The organism is Streptomyces sp. NPDC040410 (assembly GCF_055595715.1).
Genome location: NZ_JBVIVK010000023.1, coordinates 1 through 22,723 on the forward strand (window position 1 = coordinate 1; position 22,723 = coordinate 22,723).

The 22,723-nt window shown below is 72.7% G+C and carries 7 protein-coding genes; 2 read left to right on the forward strand and 5 right to left on the reverse strand.

Features of this window, described 5'->3' with window-relative positions:
- The first annotated feature begins 745 nt into the window (after positions 1-745).
- Together ACZ562_RS32260 and ACZ562_RS32265 are read left to right on the forward strand one after the other, a co-directional pair.
- Positions 746-1,042, forward strand: a complete 297-nt coding sequence (locus ACZ562_RS32260) for a hypothetical protein (RefSeq protein WP_471186439.1) — start codon at positions 746-748, stop codon at positions 1,040-1,042.
- 165 nt (positions 1,043-1,207) lie between these two features.
- A complete protein-coding gene (locus ACZ562_RS32265; protein WP_471186442.1) occupies positions 1,208-2,527 on the forward strand; it encodes an ABC transporter ATP-binding protein in 1,320 nt (439 codons plus the stop codon).
- A 240-nt stretch (positions 2,528-2,767) separates the two neighbouring features.
- Here the strand turns inward: ACZ562_RS32265 and ACZ562_RS32270 are convergent, their stop codons facing one another.
- The 5 genes from ACZ562_RS32270 to ACZ562_RS32290 all read right to left on the reverse strand — a co-directional run bounded on the left by ACZ562_RS32270 (position 2,768) and on the right by ACZ562_RS32290 (position 21,517).
- Positions 2,768-6,814, reverse strand: a complete 4,047-nt coding sequence (locus tag ACZ562_RS32270) for a non-ribosomal peptide synthetase (RefSeq protein ID WP_471186445.1) — start codon at positions 6,812-6,814, stop codon at positions 2,768-2,770.
- A gap of 162 nt (positions 6,815-6,976) precedes the next feature.
- The gene (locus ACZ562_RS32275) at positions 6,977-8,500 is read right to left on the reverse strand and encodes a GMC family oxidoreductase (RefSeq protein WP_471186449.1); all 1,524 of its coding nucleotides are present in this window, start codon (positions 8,498-8,500) and stop codon (positions 6,977-6,979) included.
- A gap of 4 nt (positions 8,501-8,504) precedes the next feature.
- Complete coding sequence (locus ACZ562_RS32280; protein ID WP_471186451.1) at positions 8,505-11,861, reverse strand: non-ribosomal peptide synthetase; 3,357 nt, start codon at positions 11,859-11,861, stop codon at positions 8,505-8,507.
- A complete protein-coding gene (locus tag ACZ562_RS32285; protein ID WP_471186454.1) occupies positions 11,858-16,018 on the reverse strand; it encodes a non-ribosomal peptide synthetase in 4,161 nt (1,386 codons plus the stop codon). The genes ACZ562_RS32280 and ACZ562_RS32285 overlap by 4 nt, the downstream gene beginning before the upstream one ends.
- Before the next feature lie 54 nt (positions 16,019-16,072).
- Positions 16,073-21,517 (reverse strand): type I polyketide synthase, encoded by a 5,445-nt coding sequence (locus ACZ562_RS32290; RefSeq protein WP_471186457.1) that lies wholly within the window; start codon positions 21,515-21,517, stop codon positions 16,073-16,075.
- Positions 21,518-22,723: the final 1,206 nt, after the last annotated feature.

Consider the following 22,723-nt stretch of genomic DNA (forward strand, 5'->3'; position numbering starts at 1 on the left):
GTTCCAGTTCACACCCCAGGCCCTGGCCCTGTGGACCCTCCTGTCCCTGAGCGCCTCCGCCGCGGCAGCCGCGACCGCAGCCCGACGAGTCACCCGGCTCACCGTCCCCGAATCCATTGGCGCCGTCTGAACGCACGTACGGAATCTGTTCGTACCGGACAACTGAGAAAGGTTCCAACATGAAGCGATCCAAGAAGATCATCATCGGCGTGCTGATTCTCCTTGCCGTGATGGCCATCCTCCACATCATCATCATGGGACTGCCCGCTCTGGACAGCATCAACCCGCACGCCAGCTGACCTCGCTGAGGTTCGAAGGGGCGTGACGCCCGCCGGGCCGTGGCCATGTAAACGGCCGACCTGCTGGGGGGAGTTGGAGACGGGCACGTCGTAGGCGGAAAACGGTGTTCAAGAAACGGGGGATTCCGCCCTGACCTGCGGAGACACCAACAACTTCGGGCATATGCGGGCATTATCTCGATACAAACGGGGGCTCTGTATGGAGAAACATGGGGATATAAATCTCACGTGACAGGCTTGCTCGTTTCCGCCTGCCGCAGACAGCGGTCCGGCTGCGGTAAATCCCCCGGCTGAGCCGTTCCGCTGCGGTGCCCCGTCGACGGCGGCGGGGCACCGCACTCTTCTTCCGCCATGAACATCGGCCGGCACCACTCGAGAAGAGCAGTCCTCGCCTCTGCTGCGCCGCATTCCACGCAGACGCCCGCCCTCTGAAGTACGGACATGCCATGAGGTTCAACCCCCCCTTTCCTGACGGCGAAACCTCCTCATCTTCGGCCCTCTACCTCAGCGACCTCGACCACGAATCGCTGTACTCCAACGCCGAACTGCGCGACGCGATCACCGAGACCGTCGCCACGCGGGGAGAAGCACTCACCCTCCTTCTCGAAGCGCAGTCACTCAATGACAAGGCCGTCACCAACGGCACGAACGCCCGGTGGCGATGGGCCCTGCGCATGGCCTCCGACCTTGCGCGAGAAGGCACCCGGACTCAGTGCCTGTCCGACGGCCGGTGCTCGTCCTGAGAGCTCCGGGATGCTCAGAGCGAGGGAAAGTCAGACGACTTCCGCTTGCGCGAGCGACCATCGAACAGCGCCATGCCCGAGCCGCGCCAGTCGGCCGGTCAGGGCGCACCCCCTGCCCCGACTCGTAAGGGCATATCAGAACCATCACCTTTCTGGCGGAACCACATGACTCGCGCCATCTCTCTGCATGAAGTGTCGAAGTCCTACGGCCGCGGCGCACGAACGGTCGACCGTCTCTCCCTGGACATCCCGCCCGGAGAGTTCCTCGTGCTGCTCGGTCCGTCCGGCTGCGGGAAGTCCACCGTCCTTCGCATGATCGCGGGCCTGGAGGACATCACCTCCGGGGAGTTGCGGCTGGACGGCGAGTACGCCAACGACTTGTCCCCCGGCGACCGGAAGATGGCCATGGTCTTCCAGAACTTCGCCCTCTACCCGAGCATGACCAGTCGCGAGAACATCGGCTTTCCGCTGCGCTTCGAGATGCCCGGCGAGGATCCCGACGTCCGGGTCACCGAGACCGCCCGCACCCTCGGCATCGAGGATCTCCTCGACCGCTACCCCGGCCAGATGTCCGGCGGTGAGCGGCAGCGCGTCGCTATGGGACGGGCGATCTCCCGGCGCCCCTCGGTCTTCCTGATGGACGAGCCCCTGTCGAGCCTCGACGCCAAGCTTCGCTCCCATCTGCGCGCCGAGATCGCCCGGCTGACCCGTGGCATGGGCGTCACGACGGTGTACGTCACCCATGACCAGGCCGAGGCGATGTCGCTGGGCGACCGCGTCGCGATCATGCGCAGCGGTGTGCTGCAGCAAGTCAGTACTCCGCGTGATGCCTACCACCTGCCGCAGAACGTCTTTGTCGCCTCCTTCATCGGCACTCCGCGGATCAATCTGCTGGAGGCGACAGTCCACGCCCCGCTGGACGGCGGGATGTGGATCGACATCGGGCGACAGCGGCTCGTCCTGCCGGAGCCGCTCAGCCTGGACCACCAGATGCTGCGCATCCAGCAGGGGCGGCCGATCATCGTCGGGCTGCGCTCGGAGGCAGTGCGGATCGCCCGGCCGAGCACCGCGCGGCCGGGCGAGGTGGTGCTGGTCGGGAAGGTGGAGCACATGGAATATCAGGGTCACGAGTCGCTGGTGCACCTCGATGCCGGCGCGCGCACCGCCCTCGTTCCGGAGCTGGAGGCGGCGAAGCCGACAACCACCGGGAAGGCACACCCGCGGCAGAGGTCGCGGGCAGCGACAGCAGCCCTGGATCTCGTCCGCCTCGCACGGCGTACCGCCGTGCCGGACCCGCCGCCGCCCACCGCCGAACGACCGGCCACTGTCGCAGGCGACCTGGTCGTCCGCATCGGCCCCGACCAGCGGCTGCGCATCGGCCAGCAGGTACCGCTCCTGATCGACCTTGCCAGTCTCTACATTTTTGACTACAAGGGCCGCCGGATCTTCCCCGATCCAGCCGAAGCCCTCTCCCTCGAACAATGACCTCCGGACAGGGGCCGCGAGACGCGAGAGTCTCTTGCCCACAAGGCCGCTACTGCCACCACCCCTGTGGTGGGCCCCGATGTGCGAAAAAGTCGCCTGCTGCATACGGGCGAGCCGCGCCGTCGGTTGCGGCCCGCGCATTAGTGGCGCAGCGGCGGCAGCCATGAGCCGCAAGCGGCACGGCCACCACCCACGTCACCGTCACCCCGTCGGCCTCACCGGTGCGCTGACGGTCGGTCATCACGTGCCGTCCCTTCCGGTCACGGAGGAAGCGGGGCCGGACAGGCCGGCACCTTGCAGCCAGGCGGAGAGCCGCGTGGCCAGGAGGCCGAGTTCGTCCGCCGTGACGATCGAGTGGTGGTCCCGCGGCCGGGTCAGCACCTCCAGCGCCGGGCACAGCGTGCGCCAGTCCGCGGCCGGCTCACCGGAACGCGGCTCGCGCTCGGCGATGACGAGCAGGGTGGGCTGCCCGCAACTGCGCGGACGATGGGCGGCGAGCAGCGCCAGGTTCTGCGCGTGCACGGCCGACAGCCGGCGGTGGGCGGCCAGGTCGACCTCGGCCGGCAGCAGTCCGTGGGCGACGGCGGCCTCCCGCGCCGCGGCCACGGCCCCTTCGGGGGCCGCGCGGACCGCGGCGGCGACCGTCCCGGGCAGTCGCCCGCCCGCCAGGTCCCGCAGGAACTCCAGCTGCCGCTCGGTCTCGTCGGTGGGTACCCGCTGCTCCCGCGTGACGCTGTCGATCATGAACACGCGCGAGTCGCGGCCGTGCTCGGCCAGTTGGCGGGCGACCTCCTGCGCCAGCACTCCACCCATCGACCAGCCGCCCAGCAGGTAGGGACCCTGTGGCCGCAGCCGTTCCAGCTCCTGGCGGTACCCGGCGGCCAGCGAGGCCAGGTCCGCGGCGGGCGGCGCGTCCGAGTCCCCGGCGAGCGAGGGGTGCTGGAAGGCCAGGATCGGTCCCGGCCAGCAGCGGGTGAGGGGCAGGTAACCGGTCACCGAGCCGCCCACCGGGTGGAACAGCACCAACTCGGGTCCGGTGCCGCCGGCCAGCGTCACCGCGCAGGAATCCGTGCGGCCGCCCTCCGCCAGTCGGGCGCCCAGCGCCTTGAGGGTGGGGTTCTCGAAGACCTCGCCGAAGCCCAGCTCGATGCCGAAGGCCGCACGGATCCGGTTGACCAGCCGCAGGGCCAGCAGCGAGTTGCCGCCCAGGGCGAAGAAGTCGCTGTCCGGGCTGATCGCCGGTGCCTGAAGCAACTCGGTCCACAGCTCCGCGAGCTGTTTCAGCGCACCCTCGTCCAGTCCGCCGCCGCTGTCGGCCGGTTCGGCGTCGTCGACCAGGGCCAGCGCGGCACGTGCGTCGACCTTGCCGTTGGCGGTCAGTGGCAGTCGGTCGACCAGGTGGATCCGGCCCGGCACCAGGTAGGAGGGCAGACGCTCCCGCAGATGGTCCGTCAGCTCCCTGGTTCCGGGCGGCCGTGGCCCCGCTGCCACGACCAGTGCCACCAGCGTCAGCCGCTGTCCCGGAGAGGTCACGGCGCAGACCGCGCACTCGGCGACCGACGGGTGTCCGCGCAGCGCCGCCTCGACCTCTCCGGGCTCGACGCGGAAGCCCTGGATCTTCAGCTGGCGGTCCTCCCGGCCGAGGAACTCGATCGTCCCGTCAGGCCGGTACCGCCCCAGGTCGCCGGTCCGGTACAGCCGTTCACCGGTGCGCGGATGGGGGAAGAAACGCTCGGCGGTGCGCTCGGGGTCTCCCGCGTAGCCGCGGGCGAGGCCGATGCCGCCGATGTGGATGCGGCCGGTGGCCCACGGCGGGGACAGCTCCAGCCGGTGGTCCAGCACCCGCATGGTCTGGCCACGCAGCGGAACCCCGTACGGGATCGACGGCCAGGCCGGGTCCACCTCGCCGATCTCGTGCAGATTGGACCAGATCGCGGCCTCGGTAGCGCCACCCATGGCGAGTACGCGGACGTCGGGCCAGCAGCGGCGCATCCGGCCCGGCAGGCCGACCGGAATCCAGTCGCCGCTGAGCAGGAAGGCCCGCACGGGAGGCGCCGCCGGGCCGGGCCGCTGCTCCGCCACCTCCATCAGCAGCTCGGCGAGGGCGGGTACCGAGTTCCACACCGTCACGCCGTGGTCGGCGGCGCACCGGGCCCAGCCGACCGGGTCGGGGCGTGCGGTCGCGGCGGGCAGTACCAAGGTGGCGCCTGCGGACAGGGTGCCGAAGATGTCCCAGACCGACAGGTCGAAGCTGAGCGCGGAGATCCCGAAGACCCGGTCGCCCGGGGCGAGTCGGATCCGATCCGACACGTCCATGACGGTGTTCAGCGCCGCCCGGTGCTCGATCACCACGCCTTTGGGCGTGCCGGTGGAGCCGGAGGTGTAGATGACGTAGGCGGCGTCCCCGGCCCCTCCGGGCCGGGACTCGGACCCTGCCGTCCCGTCCGGCTCGGGCAGCGGTTCGAGGAGCTCGACCCGCAGGGCGGCCCTCGGGTCGGGCAGCTCCGGCTCGGTGTGCGCCTGGGTGAGCACGACGGGTGAGCCGCACTCGGCGAGCAGCCGGCCGATCCGCTCGGCCGGGAGGGCGGCGTCCACCGGGCAGTACGCGGCCCCGGCGCGGAGCACGCCGAGCACGCCCACCACCTGCTCCCAGCCCTTCGCCATGACCACCGGCACCACCTGGCCAGGACCCGCGCCGAGCGCGGTGAGCCGGGCGGCCACCGCTCCGGATGCCCTTTCCAGTTCGCGGTAGGTCAGGGTGCGGTCCGCGGCGATCACCGCGGGGACGTCCGGCCGTTCCCCGGCCTGCCGCAGGAAACCGTCCTCCAGCCGGCCCGGCGGAGCGGGAGCGGGCCGGTTGAGCGCCTCGACGGCCTCCCGGTGCCCGGGCGGCAGCAGTTCGGGCACACGCTCCACGCCGTCGGGCGCGGTGAGTTCCTCCACCACTCGGTGGTAGGTGTCGAACAGGGTCTGCGGCAGGCCGGCGGGGAAGGCCTCGTCGACCATGTCCCAGACGCACTCGATGCCGCCGTCCTGGGTGTCCTTGGTCTGGTTGTCGATCAGTACCTGCGGGGTGCGCAGACCGGTGTGGACCGTCCGGCACGCCGGGCGGGGCGCCGAGGGCCGCTGCCCGGTGGCGCCCAGCATGCTGTTGAACACGTACGGCAGTGTCGGCGTCGAGGTCCAGCCGCGGCGGGCGGCAAGCTCCCGAGTGACCGTCACACCGGAGACATCGGAGTGCTCCATGTCCCGCCACAGGCGGCGCTGAAGGAGTCCGGCACGCGCCCAGAAGTCGCCGTCGGCGCCCAGGTCCACCTCCAGTGGCAGCGTGGCGCTGAACTGGCCGACCACGCCCGCCGCCTCCGGGTGCCGCGTGATCCAGTTCTGGTGGAGCACGTTCAGACAGAACCGGGGACTGGCCGCCCAGGCCCCGAGCACCTCGGCGTACACGTGCAGCAGCCCGGTGGTCGGCATGACGCGATGGGCTCGGAAGGCGGCCCGCAGACGCTGCCACTTCGCCCGGTCCAGGACGAAGGAGCGCCGGGTCAGCCGCACCGGGGAGATGGCCGCGGGACGCCGCGCCATCGGGAGGCGGGGTGCCTCGGGAAGGGTGTCCAGGCGGGACTCCCAGTAGGCGAGGTGCTCACGGTACGCGAGCCCGTCCGCGCGGGCCGCGGCGGCCGCGGCGCACTCCCGGAACGTCCCGGTCACCGGCGGCAGTTCGGCCGCCGGATCGAGGTAGAGCTGCCACCACTCCTGCTCCAGCCGGCGGGTGGAACCGGAGTCGAGCAGCAGCAGGCTCATCGCCAGGTGCAGCCGGACGCGGTGGCGGCGCAGCCGCACCGCGGTGATCGCGAACAGCGGCCAGCCCGTTGGATCGGGCCCCTCGTCGAGCATCCGCTCCCGGGTGGCGGCCAGCACCGCCCGCTGCTCCTCGGGGTCAGCGGCGACCAGATCGACGGTTCGCAGCCGGAACGGCGGGCTCTCGGCCGGGCCGAGGACGCGCTGTTCGCCCTCGGGCAGGACCACGGTGCGCAGGTGCTCGTGCCGGTCGACCAGCTGCTGCAGGGCCCGTTCGGCCCGCTGGACGTCAAAGGCGACCACGTCGAGTTCGTGGTACAGGTTCGGCCGGAAGCCGCCGAGCTCCATCAGCGGGCTGGCGCCGACCAGATAGGCGGCCTGCAGATCGGTCAGCGGGAACGTGCGGTCGTACGGCGAGCTCATCGCGGCCTCCGGCTGGGGGGCTGGGCTGGTGGGCAGCAGGGCGCCGGCCACGGCGGTGACCACCGGTTCGGGGTCCTGGTGCAGGAAGCAGTGGCCACCGGGACAGCGAAGTCGGCGTGCCGGGCTGCCAGTGGCAGGTCTCCGAGACGGCGCGGCCGGCGCGGCCAGCCGGCACCGGTGGGGCGGGTGTGACACGGACGGTCCACGCCTGGCGCTCCGTGGTCGCTAGCGCATCCATGTGGCGGCCCTCTCCGCGATCATCAGACAGGTCAGGTTGGTGGGCGCACTGGGCATCGCGGGCATCACCGAGGCGTCCACCACATGCAGTCCCCGCAGGCCACGGACCGCCAGACGCTGGTCCACAACCGCGCCAGGATCGTCGACGGGACCCATCCGCGCGGTGCCGACCGGATGCCAGGCCGGGGCGACGAACGAGGTGACGGCGCGGCGCAGCAGGGTGTCGTCGCAGACCATGCGCTCCGTCCACATCAGCAGCCGGTCCAGCCGCCGTCCCAGCTCCGGATGCTGCACCAGGTCCCACACCAGACGGGCGCCGGCCATCAGCGCCGTCATGTCCTCGTCGTCCGCCGCAAGACGCAGGGCGATCACCGGCTCCCCGTCGCGCAGCGTGACGCTGCCCCGGGAACGGGGTCTGAGCAGGCTGGCGTGCAGGGACATCGCCGAGCGACCGCGCAGCACGGCCGCGGCACCCGGAACGGCCACCCCCGCCAGGGTGTTCACCAGGGTCAGACTGAGGTCGGGCACCGGACCGCCGGTGCTGCTGACCCGGGCCAGCACCTGGTGCATCGGTTCGTCGGGGCGGGCCATGCCGGCCGCTGTGACGGCCCACAGCGCGATGATCGGATGGTCGATCAGGTCGCGGCCCACACCCGCCAGATCGACCAGCGGACGGATGCCCTGCGCGGCGAGCTCCTTTGCCGGGCCGATGCCCGAACGCAGCAGCAGACAGGCCGTGTTGACGGCGCCCGCGGCGAGCGTGACCCGCCCGGCCGACAGGGTCAGCGGGTCCCCGTCGCAGACCGCCGTCACCCCGGTCACCCGCCCGCCCGCGAGGCACAGTCCGGTCGCCCGGCAGCCGGTGAGCACTGTCAGATTGGGGCGGTGCAGCGCCGGCCGCAGATAGGCGTCGGCGGACGAGATCCGGCGCCGTCCTACCGCGTTGAGCGGTACCGGCCCCGCGCCGATCAGGCCGTCCGGGCCGTTGAGGTCGGGGGCCGGCGGTATGCCGAGGTCGCCGGCGGCCCGCAGGAAGCCGGCCGCCAGCGGCGCGAGCCCGCCGGGTGCGGTGCGCCGGATCGGCAGCGGTCCGTCCGTGCCGTGTCCGGGGCCCGTGAAGTCGCCGTCCGCCTCCAGCGCCGCGAACACCGGCCGGACGGAGTCCCACGCCCACTCGTCGTTTCCGGCCGCGGCCCAGCCGTCGAAGTCGCCCGGCAGGCCGCGCAGCGCCAGCGCCCCGTTGACCGCCGAGGAACCGCCGAGCACCCGGCCCACCGGATACGGGTAGCGGCGCCGCTCGGCACCCGCCTCGCCGACGTACGCCGTGAAGTCCCAGTTGGCGCCGGACAGTACGGGCCGGTCGACCTCGCCGGTCGGCCGATCGCCCGCCTCCAGCAGGAGCACTTGCCGCTCCGGCTGCTCCGAGAGCCGGGCCGCCAGCACGGCACCCGCAGAGCCGCCGCCGACCACGATGTCGTCCCAGGCCGCGAGCCCGCCGTTCAGGGTGCCCATCGGATCAGCGCCCGATCCGCTCGGCCAGGGTGCGGGCCAGCTCGGCGACCGTTGGGTGGTCGAAGAGCATCTCCAGGTCCTCCTCGGCCTGCTGCTCGATTCCCAGCTCACTGCGGATCAGACTGAGGATCCGCACCGCGTGCAGGGAGTCCCCGCCCAGTTCGAAGAAGTTGTCGTGCACGCCGAGGTCCTGGTTGCCGAGCGCGTCGGCCCACACCCGCAGCAGCCGCTGCTCCATCTCGTCGCGGGGCCCGGTGCGCGCGATGTCCTCGGCCTTGAGCCAGGGGTCCGGCAGCGCCGAGCGGTCCACCTTGCCGTTGTCGCCCAGCGGGACCCGGTCGATGAACAGCAGGCGGTGCGGCACCATGTAGCCCGGCAGTGTCTGTTCCAGTGCGGTGCGCAGCGCGTCGGCGCCGGGCGCGGCCGGTTCCGCGACCACGTGCGCGACCAGCTGCCGGCGCCCGGTGTGCGGGCTGGTGCGCACCGATGCCAGCGCCTGCGACACACCCGGCTGGGCGCGCAGGGCCGCCTCGATCTCACCCAGCTCGATCCGGTAGCCGTTCAGCTTCACCTGGAAGTCCGTCCGGCCGAGGAAGTCGATGTCCCCGTTCGGGAGATATCGGCCGAGGTCACCGGTCCGGTAGAGCACCTCCTTCGTCTCCGGATGGGTGACGAACCGCTCCGCGGTGCGCTCCTTGTCGGCCCAGTAGCCCCGCGCCAGACCGACCCCGCCGATGAAGATCTCGCCGGGTGTCCACACCGGGCAGTGGCGGAAGTCCTGGTGCAGGACGTACATCCGCTGATTGGCGAGTGGCCGGCCGTAGGGGATACGGGTCCAGTCGGCGGGCACCTCCCCGATCGGGAAGTGCACGGACCAGATGGAGGCCTCCGTCGCGCCGCCCAGGCTGATCACGCGGGCCGCGGGGTGTGCGGTACGAACGGCGTCCGGCAGCGCGACCGGTATCCAGTCGCCGCTGAGCAGCACCAGCCTGAGCGCGCTCGCCCCGCCGCCGGACGCGGCACTCTCGGTCCAGGCCTGCATCAGGGCCGGCACCGTGTTCCACACCGTCACGCGGTGCCGGCGTACCAGTTCCTCCCAGTGCGCCGGGTCGTGTTCCCGGCCCGGCGAGGGCAGCACCACCGTGCCGCCCGCCGCGAGCACGCCGAACACGTCGTAAACCGACAGGTCGAAGCTGAGCGCCGACAGCGCCAGCACCCGGTCCTCGGGACCCACCGCGAAGCGGGAGTTGATGTCCTGAACGGTGTTCGCCGCGGCCCCGTGCTCGATCATCACGCCCTTGGGCTGCCCGGTGGAACCCGAAGTGAAGATCACATACGCCAGGTCGGACGGCGCGGGCCGGGTGTCCAGGGGACCCGCGTCGGCCGAGCGGACCTCCCCGTCCGCGAGGGTGACCACGTGGATCCCTTCCGGCAGCCCGTCGCGCCCGGTGTCCCCGGAGGTCACCACGATCCGCGCCGCGCCCTGCGCCAGCAGCCTGCGCCTGCGTTCGGCAGGCCAGCCCGGGTCGATCGGCAGGTACGCGGCACCGGAGGCGGCGATCCCCAGCACCGCCGAGATCTGGTCGACGCCCTTGTCCAGCACCACCCCGACCAGCGCCCCCGGTTCGGCGCCGAGACGCAGCAGGACCCGGGCCAGCCGGTGGGCCCGCGCGAGCACCTCGTCGTAGGTGAACGCTCCCTCGTCACTGATCACGGCGGTGGCGCCGGGCGACCGGCCCGCCCGCTCGGCGACCAGCCCGTACAGCGTGCGCCGGGGGATCGGCGCCGCGGTGTCGTCGATCAGGCGGCGTGTCTCCTCCTGCCAGGCCGGCAGGTCCGCGAGGCGTACCGCGTCCCAGGCCGTCGGCTCGTCGGCCAGCCGCTCCAGGACCCGGCCGAAGGCCGCGAACATGTCGTCCAGCACGCCGTCCGGGAAGAGCGCCTCAACGGCGTCCCAGTTGTAGACCAGGTCGCCGCGCTCCTCGGTCACCTGGTGGTCCAGCCACACCTGCGGGGTCTGGCTGATCTGGTACTCCGGCCTGCCGAAGAACTCCATGCCCGCCGCCGGGTCTTCCGACCCGCCGGTCAGGATCATCGCGGTGAACACCACCGGCATGCTCGCGCCGGGGCCGCCGCCCGCGGCCCGGGTCCGTTCCCGCAGCACCCGCACGCCGTTGAACGCGGAGTGCTCCAGGTCGCGCAGTAGCCGCTCCTGGAGCCTGCGGGCCCGCGCGGCGAACGGCTCTGCCGCCGCAGCCGGGTCGGCGAGCAGCGTGGTGGAGGTGAAGTCGCCGACGAGACTGCCGATCTGACGGTGCGCCGGTGGGCGATCGAGCAGGGTGAGGTTCACCGTGAAGCCGGGCTGCTGCGACCACATCCGCAGTACCTCGCAGTACGCGGTGAGCAGCACGACCGACGGCGTCAGCCCACGCTCCCGTCCCGTGGCCTTCGCCCTGCGCCAGCGCTCGGCCGCCAGCCGGCCGTGGCGGTGGGTGAACTCGGGGCGGCCCAGCAGACCCGGCTGGACCGCCAGCGGAAGCTCCGGTGCGGGCGGCAGCTCCGGCAGCCGCTCCCGCCAGTACGTCTCGGCCGCCCGGTACCCGGCACCCTCCCGAGCCGCTTCCGCGGCCACCACCACATCCCGGAAGGACACCTCCAGCGGTTCGGGCGACCAGGCCGGGTCCTCGTAGAAGCGCTGCCAGTCCTGGAACAGGACGTACATGCTGAAGCCGTCGACGACCAGGAGGTCCAGGCCGATGTGCAGCCGGATCCGGTCTCCGTCGAGGAGCGAGGCCCGGATGTCGAACAGCGGCCAGCGGTCGGTCGGCAGCACCTGGTGGTCCATCGCCGCCCGGGTCGCGGCGAGCCGGGCCTCCCGCTCCGGCCCGTCCAGTCCCCGCAGATCGTCCACGGCGATCACGTACGGCTCGACCTCGGGCAGCACCCGCTGCCGCCCGTCCGGCTGGACGACGGCGCGCAGCATCTCATGCCGCTCGATCACCCGGTGCAGACTGCGTTCGAGCCGATCGGGACGGAGCCCCGTCCGCTCCCGCTCGATGTACACGTACGTGGCCACGCCGCCCAGTTCGACCGCCGGGCGGCGGCCCACCCAGTAGGCGTGCTGGACGTCGGTGAGCGGGAAGGGCTCGTGGCGCAGCTCCGGCCGCGGCACCAGCGCAGGGCGGTCCTCCCGCGCCGACATGTGACGCAGCACGGCCATCAGTTCGTCCCGACGGGCGGTCAGCCGGGCGTGCAGGTCGGGTGTCAGCGCACCGGTCGGCGCCACCACTTCGAGTCGGTCGTCGACCAGGCGCAGCCTGATGCCGCGCCGGTGGAGTTCGACCAGCAGGTCATGGGTCATCGGCGAACGTCCTCCTCGGTACACCGGGTGATCGCGTCCGAGACGGCGCCGACCAGTGGCCCGGTGAGCAGGGTGTGATGGCGGCCGGGAACGGTCACGGCCCTGGTGCGTCCGGTGGTCAGCGCGGACCAGCCCCATCCGGGCTCGTCCGCGTGCGGGTGGCCCGCGAACTCGCCGGGCGTCCCTTCGGCGGCGCGGATCACGGTCACGTCGGCGCCGATCCGGCCCGCCGCGTGCCGGTTGCAGGCGAGCACCACCGCGCGGAACACCTCGTAGGCGGCCGCCAGTTCGGCCGGCGTCAGTGTGCAGGCCGGCCCGGCGGCGCGGTGCAGCGCCACGCCGGTCTCGTCCGGGGCGAGGGGCGAGGCGAGCCGCTTGAGCGCGGTGGGGTCGGCGGTGAGCCGGTCGAAGCCGACGTCCAGGTCCTCCAGGAACCAGCCCGGCAGGGCCGCGGGGTCCGGCGTCCTGGCCTCCAGCGGGGCCGGCGCGTCGATGACGACCAGCCGTTCCACCCGTTCGCCGAGCGCTTCCAGCCGCTCGGCCAGCGCCGCGGCGATCACCGCGCCGGAGGACCAACCGCCGAGCAAGTACGGACCGTGCGGGCGGGCCGCGCGCAGCGCGTCCAGACAGGGCGCCACCAGGGCGTCCATGGTCTGTGCGGGCGCGGCCGGGGCCTGGAAGGCGTGGAAGGGGCGGCCCATCCGTGCGGCCAGCTCCCGGTAGCAGAGCACGTTGCCGCCCGCCGGGTGCACGAAGAACCAGGGGTGGTCGTCGGTGCCCTCGCGCAGGGTGACAAGTGGTGACCACGCCTCCTCACCGGTCTCCAGCCACTCGGCCAGCCTGGCCACCGTACGGCGTTCCAGCAGCGTGCCGAGCGGTAGCCTGCGGTTCATCCGGCGCGCGATATGCCCGATCACCCGGAGCGCTGTGAACGACTGCCCGCCCAGGTCGAAGAAGTCGTCGTGCACACCGACCGGGCCACCACCGAGGACCGCGCCCCAGGTCTCCGCGAGCACCGCCTCAACCCCGGTGCGTGGTGCGGTGTACGGGCGGGCGGTGTCCGGCTCCTGGGCGCCGCGCGCCTGCAGGGCGCCGCGGTCCACCTTGCCGTTGCGGGTCAGCGGCAGCCGGTCGAGCACGGTGATCCGGGCCGGCACCAGATAGCGGGGGAGCCGGTCGGCGAGCTGCGCCGCCAGGGTGTCCGAGGTGGGCGGCGCGCCCTCGGCGGCCGTCACGTAGGCGGCCAGCTGGTTGCCGGAGTCGGTGCGGTGCGCCACGACGGCGGCCAGGCCCACCGTGGGCAGTTCCGTCAGCGCGTGCTCCACCTCGCCCGGCTCGACCCGGAAGCCCTGGATCTTCACCTGCTGGTCGGCCCGGCCGAGGAACTCGATGCTGCCGTCCGGCAGGTACCGGCCGAGATCACCCGTGCGGTACAGCCGTTCGCCGCTGTCCGGGTGCGCGACGAAGGCGGCCCGGGTGCGTTCCTCGTCGCCGAGGTAACCGAGCGCCAGGCCGACCCCGCCGATGTGGAGGTGCCCGGCCACCCAGGCGGGCGCGGGCCGCCCGTGCTCGTCCAGCACGTGCCAGCTCTGGTTGGCCAGCGGCTTGCCGTAGGGGATGGACGTCCGGTCCGGGTCGACCCGGTCGATCGGGTGGCAGATCGACCAGACCGACGCCTCGGTGGCGCCGCCCAGCGAGATCACGGCTGCGCCGGGTGCGATCGCCCGGATCCGGTCCGGCAGGTCCACCGGGATCCAGTCGCCGCTCAGCAGCACGGTGCGCAGGGAGGGGCAGTCCACGCCGGTCGCCTCGGCCTCCTCCACCAGCAGCTGCATCAGTGCGGGGACCGAGTTCCACACGGTCACACCGTGTTTGCGCACCGCCGCCAGCCACGCCGCCGGGTCGGGGTCGCCCGGCTCGGGCAGTACCAGGGTGGCGCCGGCGTGCACCGTGCCGAAGATGTCGTACACCGACAGGTCGAAGCACAGCGAGGAGACGCCGAAGATCACGTCCCGGCCCGTGACGCCGAACCTGCGGTTGATCTCGGCGATCGTGTTGAGCGGTCCCCGGTGGTCGAGCATCGCGCCCTTCGGGCGGCCGGTCGACCCGGAGGTGTAGATGACGTAGGCGGGGTCACCGGGTGCCGGCTCGGGTGCGGCGGGCGGCCGTTCCGCGGGCGCCGCGGCCGCCACGTCCAGAACGGCCGCCGAGGCCGGCCCGGTCAGCCGTCCGACTCCGGCCGAGTCGGTGAGAACGGCGCTCGGCCGGGCGTCGGCGAGTACGGCGCGCAGCCGCTCTTCCGGCCAGTCGGGGTCGAGCGGCACGTAGGCGGCCCCGGCGCCCAGCACGCCCAGCACCGCGGCGACCTGGAGCCTGCCCTTGGGCAGCACGACGGCCACCAGACCGCCGACGGGCGCCCCGCTCTTCCTCACCAGTGCGGCGATCCGCTCGCTGTGGGCCTTCAACTCCCCGTAGTCCAGCGCGCCGTCGGCGGCGAGCACGGCGGTGTGCTCCGGCCGCTCGGTGGCCCGGGTTCGCAGCGGGTGGTGCAGCAGTCCGGAAGGCACCTGCGCCGACGGCCGGTTCAGCTCGGCGCGGCGCCTGCGCTGCGACTCGGGCAGCAGGTCGAACGCGACCGTGGACCAGGCCTCGTCGGAGGCGGCCAACTGATGGACAATGGCCCGGTAGCCCTGCTCCATGGCGTCGATCAGGCCGTCCGGGAACATATTCTCGATAACGTCCCAGACCACCCACAGCCGGCCGTCGGTCAGGTCCCAGAACTCGCAGTCGATGAGCGTCTGCGGGGTCTCCAGCCGACTGGCCACGGGCCGGTCTTGCGGGCCGACGAACAGCGCGCTGCCGATCGCGAACGGGCACACCGCCCGGCCGGGGGTACGCCGGGCCTGGTTGAGGGCCTGGAGCACCTTCACCCCGCTCCAGTGACCGTGCTCGGCGTCGGCCAGCACCCGTGCCTGCAGCCGGCGGACCCGGTCCTCGAACGGCTCGTCGGGCCGCCAGTCCACCTCCAGCGGATACAGCGAGGCGAAGTTGCCGAGGACGTCGGGCAGTTGCGGGTGCAGCGGCAGCCGATGGGTGATCATGTTGTTGAGCAGGAAGTGCCGCGAGCCGCTCCAGTACGACATCACCTCGGCGTGCACCGCGGAGAGCACGGTCGTCGTGGTCAGGCGGCGTGCGGCCGCCTTGGCCCTGAGCGCCGACCACACCTCGGGAGGGAAGAGCAGCTCACGCCGCCGCAGGTCGGACCGGGTGCGCGGATCGGCGCCCGCGGCGAGCGGCACCGGCGGCGCCTCCGGCCAGTCGGCGATCCGCTCGGTCCAGTAGGCCTTGGAGGCCTGCCCCAGCGGGGACTCCTCCAGCTCGGCCAGGGTCAGCACGCACTCGCGGAATCCGATCTGCAGCTCCGGCGGCGCCCAGTCCGGTTCGTGGTAGCGGCGCAGCACCACGGACAGGAAGCGAAGGGTGGCGGGGGCGTCACTGAAGATGTTGTTGTTGTTCAGGTGCAGTCGGCACCGGCCTCCCGGCAGTCGGCTCAGCCGCAGATCCACCCAGGGCCACCGGTCGTGGACCGGCTCGGTCTCCGCCATCTCGCCGCGCACCCGCTCGACCGCGGCCACGGCGTCCTCCTCGTGGAGGTCGCGCACGTCGAGCACCTTCAGTGTGGCCGGGGCGGGGTCGCGGACGGTCTCCAGACGCAGGTCGTCCCGGACCACCACCAGATTGCCGCGCTGGTAGCGGAGTTCGGCGTTCATCGCCGTCTCCAGGCGGCGCGGGTCGAGGTCCTCCAGGTCGTACTCGAAGTACTGGTGCGGCCGGACGTGGTACTCGAACCCCTCCCGGCTGCCGATCAGGAAGGACGCCTGCAGGTCGGACGGCGGGAACGGCTCGTACCGTCCGTCCGGGTCCGGCACCACCTGCGGCAGGGCCGCGGCCTCGGGCGGTCGCCCGCTGCTCAGCGAGCCCAGCCAGGCGAGCAGTTCGCTCTTGTGCCTGCCGATCCGGTCCCGCAGATCCACGGTCAGCCGGCCCCGGGGGGCCTGGATTTCGAGACGGCCGTCGGCGGCCGCCTTGAGCCGGATGCCGTTGCGGGCCAGTTCGTCCAGCAGCGCGGGCACGTTCGTCGTACCGGTTCCACTCACAGCGGTGTCTCCTTGTCCACCTGAGGTCGGCCGGGGCCGCACGCAGGTGCGGTGTCAGAGCGTCAGGACCTCGGTGTCCGAGGCGTCGTCGTCCGGGTCGTCGGCGTCGGCCAGCACCGACAGCACCGTCAGCCGGCGGCAGACCAGATCGGCGATCTCACCGGGAGTGCCACCGAACAGGAACCCGGTCGGCGCTTCGGCGCCGAAATCCGTCAGCAGCTGGTTGCGGAGCTGGAGGGTGGTCAGTGAGTCGAAGCCCAGCCCGTTGAGCCGGCGGTGGGTGAAGACCGGGCGCAGCGTGTCCCGCTCCCTCTCGGTCATCCCCAGCAACCGCGTGGTGCGCTCCAGAAGTTCGTCCACGACGGTGGCCCGGGCGAGCGCCGGGTCGGTCACCGTGAGCCGCGCAAGCGCGCGGATCCGGCCCGGATCGGTGGCGGCAGGCTCCGGCTCGGCCGCCTCGGCCCCGGCCGGTGCCAGGTCGGCCAGCAGCGTGTACCGCGGCCGGCGCTGTGCGGCCGGCATACGGGCCCAGTCGACGGTGACGACGCAGGTCTGCGCGGCGGTGCCGAGGGTGCCGAGTGTCTCCAGGGCGGCCTCGGTGGCCAGGGGAGTGATGCCGTCCGCCGTGTACCGGGCAAGGATCTCCGGGCGGGCCGCCATGCCGAACTCGGCCCACGGGCCCCAGTTGACGCTCAGCGCGGGCAGTCCCTGGTGGCGCCGGTGCATGGCGAGGGCGTCCAGGAACGCGTTGCCGGCGCCGTAACACGCCTGGCCCGGGGCACCGAACAGTGAGGCGATGGAGGAGTAGAGGACGAAGAAGTCCAGTGCCAGTGGCGCCGTCTGGCGGTGCAGGAACCAGGCGCCGCGTACCTTCGGGTCCAGAATGCGGTGCAGTTCGGCCGCGTCCTCGTACTCCAGTACGGACTCGGAGTTCACCCCGGCGGCGTGCACGACGCCACGCAGCGGCGGCAGTTGGACGGCGGCCTCGGTGAGCAGGGCCCGCACCGCCCCCGGATCCGCCAGATCGGCGGCGCGCATCTCGACCCGCACGCCCGACGCGCGCATTGCCGTCACCGCGGCAGGCTCGGCGGCCGGCAGGGAACGCCCCACCAGCAGCAGGCAACGGGCCCCGAGGCCGGCCAGCCGCCGGGCGGTGGCCAGACCGAGGGCGCCCCAGCCGCCGGTGATCAGGTAGGTGGCGTCCGGACGGACCGGCATCGGGTCGTCCGGCGCCGCGGGCTGCTCGCGCAGTCGTGCCTCGTACCACCGGCCGTCGCGCAGGGCGAGATGGCCGGAGCCGGGCAGGGCCGCCGCTCGGCGCAGCAGCTCGTCCGCCGCGGGCGCGGGCGCGGCCGGGTCCAGGTCCAGCTGGACGCACCTGACGTCCGGGTACTCGGCCATCACCGCGCGCAGCAGTCCGGCCGCCACGGCCTGCCGCACGTCCGGGTCGTCCGTCCCGGGACGCGGTGCGGTGGCGCCCGTGCCGCACAGCAACACCTCGGGCCGGGCGGCCGCGTGCTCGCTCAGGAAGCCGCGCAGGAGGCCGAGGACGGACCCGGCCAGGCCGTACGTCTCCCCCAGCACGTCGCCGGCTTCCCCACCGCCCGCGGTGGCGAGGCGGACCAGCACACCACGCGGGGCGTCGGTGCCGGTGGTGCCGGGCCCGAGCCGCTCGACGGTCGCGCCGTCCGGTCTTGCGGCGAGCCGCTCCATGGTGGTGCCGTCAGGTCCAATGGCGAGCCGCTCCGCGGTGGCCCCGCCGGCCGTGACGGTGTGGAAGAGCCAGACGCCCGTCGGAACCGGAGCATTGGTGGACGGTTCAGGGGCCGGCTGCCAGCCGACGGTGTAGCGGCGTGGGAGGGTGACGCCGGCGGGGAAGGCGGCCCGGGGCACCGCGCGCATGAGGAGGCCTCGGACGGTGACGAGCCGCTCGCCGGTGTCGGCGAGGAGGTCGAGGTCCAAGGTGCCCTTTGCCGCCCGCCCGGCGCGCTGCCAGTGGGCGTGGCACCAGACCCTTCTCGGCAGCCGGTCGTAGGTGGTGAGGGAGGCCATGCGGGTGGGCACCCAGGGGTCGGGCTCGGCCTCGGTGAAGGCGCCCACGGTCTGGAAGCAGGCGTCCAGGACCACCGGGTGCAGCGGGCCGTCGTCCTTGCCCGCCGGTTCCGTCAACTCGACCAGGGCGACGGCCCGGTCGCCGTCGCGCCACAGCCGCCGGACCGAGCGGAACACCGGTCCGTAGTCGAGCCCGATCCGGCTGAACCGCCGGTACAGGTCGGACGGGTTCAGCTCGGTCATCCCCTCGTGCAGCGCCACGGGATCGGCGGCGGCCGCCCGCTCCTCGCCGCCCGGGCCGACGAAGCGGGCCTCCGCATGCGCCGTCCACCCGGCGCCCGGACTTTCGGCACGGCTCAGGCAGCGGATCCGGCCGTCCGCCCCGACGACGGTCTGCACGGTGACCTCGGCCCCGTCCGGCACCGGCAGGAAACTGGTGAAAGCGGCGTCCGTCACCGACCAGGCGCCGGCCGTGCTCCGCGATCGGGCGCGCCCGGCCGCCAGCAACCACTCGATCATCGCGCTGCCGGGCAACACCGCCTTTCCGCCCAGGCGATGCCCCGTCAGGTACCAGGGCCGCTCGGTGTTCAGAGTCTGCCCGTAGCGGTGTTCGGTGGAGTCCGCGAGTTCGATTTCGGCACCGAGCAGCGGATGTCTTTCGGCCGTGTGCGTGCGCGGTGCGGGCGGCCGCATCCAGTGGCGCCGCCGCTGGAAGGGGTAGGTCGGCAGTTCCACGCGCTGCGGCTCGGATCCGAACAGCCCGTCGGGCCAGCGTACTGCGGCACCGTCGGCGTGCAGTCGCGCGAGCGCGGTCAGCAGGGTGCGGGCTTCGGGTCGGCCGCGGAGCAGAGCGGCCACCGCGGCGTCCGTGCGGCCCCCGACCCCGCTCTGCCGCACCAGGCCGGTCAGCGTGGCACCCGGCCCCAGTTCCAGCCAGCCGGTCACGCCGTCACCCGCCAGCCGACGCACCCCGTCCAGGAACCGGACCGGCCGGCGCAACTGGTCGGCCCAGTAGTCCGGGGAACACAGCTGGGCGGCGTCGGCGGGCCGGCCGGTGACACTGGAGACCAGCGGGATGCGCGGGGGGTGGAAGTCCAGGCCGCGGGCGACGTCGCGGAACTCGTCGAGCAGGGGGTCCAGGTGCGCGGAGTGGAAGGCGTGGCTCACGCGCAGCCGGCTGGTGGCGCGGCCACGCCCGGCCCACGCCTCGGCCACCCGCAGCACGGCCTCCTCGTCACCCGAGATCACCGTGGCGGTGGGGGAGTTGACCGCGGCCACGGACACGCCGGGCTCGACCGCGAGGATCTCACGCAGCTCCTCCTCGGTGGCCTCCAGGGAGACCATCGCGCCGCGCCCGAGGGCCGCTTCCATCAGGCGCGCGCGGGCACCGACCAGCGCGCAGGCGTCGGGGAGTGAGAGCACACCGGCCGCGTACGCCGCGCTCAGCTCGCCGACCGAGTGGCCGAGCAGGTGACCCGGCGTCAGCCCGAAAGACCTCACCAGGCTGTACAGGGCGGTCTCCAGCGCGAACAGGGCGGGTTGGGCGTAGCCGGTGCGATCGAGTTCCGCCGCCTCGTCGTCGGCGAAGAGCAAGTCGCGCAGTGGGCGGTCGAGCAGTGGGTCGAGATGGCCGCAGACCTCGTCGAAGGCGTCCGCGAACACCGGGAAGGCGGCGTGCAGTTCGCGTCCCATGCCGGGGCGCTGGGCACCCTGCCCGGGGAACAGGAAGGCCAGCGGGCCCGGCCGGGCGACGCCCTGGACGGCGCCGGGCGGACACGTCCCGCGGGCCAGCGACTCCAGGGCGCCGAGCAGGTCGGCGCGGCCGTCGGCGAGCACGGTGGCGCGGTGCTCGAAGACCGCGCGGCCGGTGCTCAGGCTGTGACCCACGTCGGCCGCGTCAAGTTCCGGGTCCTCGACCAGCCTGGTGTGCAGCCGCGCCGCCTGGGCGCGCAGCGCTATCTCGTCGCGGGCGCAAACGGTCACCGGCACCGGCCATGTGCGGCGGCCGGCTTCCCGGTCGGCGGCAGGCGCGGCGGAGGTTTCCCCGTCGGCCCGGTCGGCGGGCGCCTGCTCCAGGATCAGGTGGGCGTTGGTGCCGCTGCTCCCGAAGGAGGACACCGCGCACCGGCGCGGCCGGTCGTGCTCGGGCCAGGGAGTCGGCTCGGGAACGAGGGCCAGAGCGCTGTCCGCCCAGTCGACGTTCGGGGTCGGACGGTCGGTGTGCAAGGTGGCCGGCAGCAGCCCGTGCCGCATCGCCATGATCATCTTGATCACTCCCGCCGCCCCGGCCGCGGCCTGGGTGTGCCCGAGGTTGGACTTCAGCGAGCCGACCAGCAGGTCGGCCGTGCCGGCGCGCTCTGTGCCGCCGTACGCGGCGATCAGAGCGCGGGCCTCGACGGGGTCGCCCTGGGTGGTGCCGCTGCCATGCGCTTCCACGGCGTCGATCTCGGCCGGGGTCAGCCCGGCGTTGTCCAGAGCCTGCCGGATCAACCGGATCTGCGCGGCACTGCTCGGCGCGGTGAGGCCGTTGCTGGCGCCGTCCTGGTTGACGGCGGAGCCGCGGATCACGGCGAGCACCGGATGGCCGGCCCGCCGCGCGGCGGACAGCCGCTCCAGCAGCAGCATCACGGCGCCCTCGCTCCAGGTGGTGCCGTCGGCGGCCGCCGCGAACGGCTTGCAGCGCCCGTCGGCCGCCAGGCCCCGCTGCCGGGAGAACTCCAGGAACATGCCCGGGTTCGGCATCACGGCGGCACCGCCGGACAAGGCCATTTCGCACTCCCCGGTCCTCAGGGCCTGGCAGGCCTGGTGCAGGGCCACCAGCGATGAGGAGCAGGCGGTGTCCACGGTGACGGCGGGCCCGGTCAGCCCGAGTGTGTAGGCGATGCGCCCGGAGGCGACGCTGCCGGCGGTGCCGGTGAGGAGGTAACCGGAGGAGGCCTCGGTGGCCTGGTCGAGGGCGCCGCCGTACCCGTTCTGGCTGACGCCGGCGAACACGCCGGTCGCGCTGCCGCGCAGGGACGCCGGATCGATGCCGGCTCGTTCGACGGCTTCCCAGGCGGTCTCCAGCAACAGCCGCTGCTGCGGGTCCGCGGCGGCCGCCTCGCGGGGCGAGATCCCGAAGAAGGCCGCGTCGAAGTCGCCCGCGTCGTACAGGAATCCGCCGCTGCGGGTGTACGTCCTGCCCGGTCGGCCGGGCTCGGGATCGTAGAGCCGGTCGATGTCCCAGCCCCGGTCCGTGGGGAAGCCCGAGATGGCGTCCACGCCGTCTGCGAGCAGGCGCCACAGCCGCTCGGGGGAGTCCGCACCGCCCGGCAGGCGGCAGCCGATCCCGATGATCGCCACGGGCTCGGCCGTCCGCTCCTCGGCCTCCCGCAGCCGGGCCTCGGCCTGGTACAGATCCAGCATGGTCTTCTTCAGATGCTCGGCGAGCCGGTCTGCGTTCGTCACAATTGGCCTCTGCTGTCCATGAGATCGAGACTCTCTTCGGGGGTGGCGAACCGGATCGCCTCGATAACGTCGTCCTTCTGCGCCCGCACACCGCCGATCCGCCGCAGGAGGCTGCGCGCAGCCATGGCCGTGGCCGCGGACGCAGCACGTCGAGTGGCTGAGGGTGCGTCAGAGACAGGCTGCTGCCGGTCGGTCGATGCCGATCAGGAGGTCCGATCACGTCGTCGAGCCGCTGCCCGACGCATCCGGCGCGGAGACGAACTCACCACAGGTCCTTCGCGATCTCTCGTTCCCAGACCGTCCGTGCAAAAGAGCGGTTGACCTGCTCGCCTCGATTGAGAGCGTCCCCGAGGGCTTGGCAACCGCCGGGGGAACACCTCACAGCGGCCGATGAGGTTCACCGCCATCTCCGGCCGGTTTCCCTTGCCGGGGGAGGAGGAACACCGTCTTCCCGGTGTCCGCGGCACCTGTGAACCGGCGCTGCCGACACAGCGGCGGACAGCGCGTTCAGTCCCGTCAGGAAGCCCTCCCGCCGCGTGACTTCCGCCCCGGCCCGGTGCCCGGCTTCCGCACGGGAGGTGGCCAGCGACCCACCCACGCCCGCCGAATCGAGGTCCGGCCCGCCACTTGGCGAACGTCCGCCGGCTCTGCGTGGTCGCAAGAGCACGCGATCGGACAGCAGCCAGGGCACGCAGGGCGAGCTGCGTCAGGATCCGATGCTGTCGCTTTCGGCCTTTCACACGCACGCCACCTTCCTGGAATCAGGTTCCGGCCAGCGCGGCTTGTATACGGCCGCCTTGGATTTATACCGCCACGCTTCTCCGGACGCGGTGCCCGGTACCTGGTAGGTCTTGCCCGCTTGCCGAGCGAGGACAGACGGTATTCCTGCAGGTCATCTCGGTGTGACTAACAGGTTTGAAATCTCCCGTTCGCCGAAAGCAGGCGTCGCGGTGCCGGAACCCGCAACAGGTCCGTGACCGGCCGTCGCCAATCCAGGCCATCGGGCAAGTTACGCCGCCACGAACGTGATCAGGGTGCGGCAAGCCCGGCGCTGGTCGCCCGGCCAAAGGCATAGGGCGGTTCGTGGAGGAGCCGGCGCGTCCGGAGTCGGGGCGGTTCTTCTACCTCGATGACGTCGACCGGGAGCTGATCCGCAAGGGCGTGGGGATTCCAACCGGCAGAGCCTCGCGTCCAGTTCCTGCGCGG

Excerpts from the sequence above, each read along its gene's own strand:
- ACZ562_RS32275 (WP_471186449.1), bottom strand. The coding sequence starts at position 8,500 with ATGGGCACCCTGAACGGCGGGCTCGCGGCCTGGGACGACATCGTGGTC.
- ACZ562_RS32265 (WP_471186442.1), top strand. The coding sequence starts at position 1,208 with ATGACTCGCGCCATCTCTCTGCATGAAGTGTCGAAGTCCTACGGCCGC.
- ACZ562_RS32280 (WP_471186451.1), bottom strand. The coding sequence starts at position 11,861 with ATGACCCATGACCTGCTGGTCGAACTCCACCGGCGCGGCATCAGGCTG.
- ACZ562_RS32260 (WP_471186439.1), top strand. The coding sequence starts at position 746 with ATGAGGTTCAACCCCCCCTTTCCTGACGGCGAAACCTCCTCATCTTCG.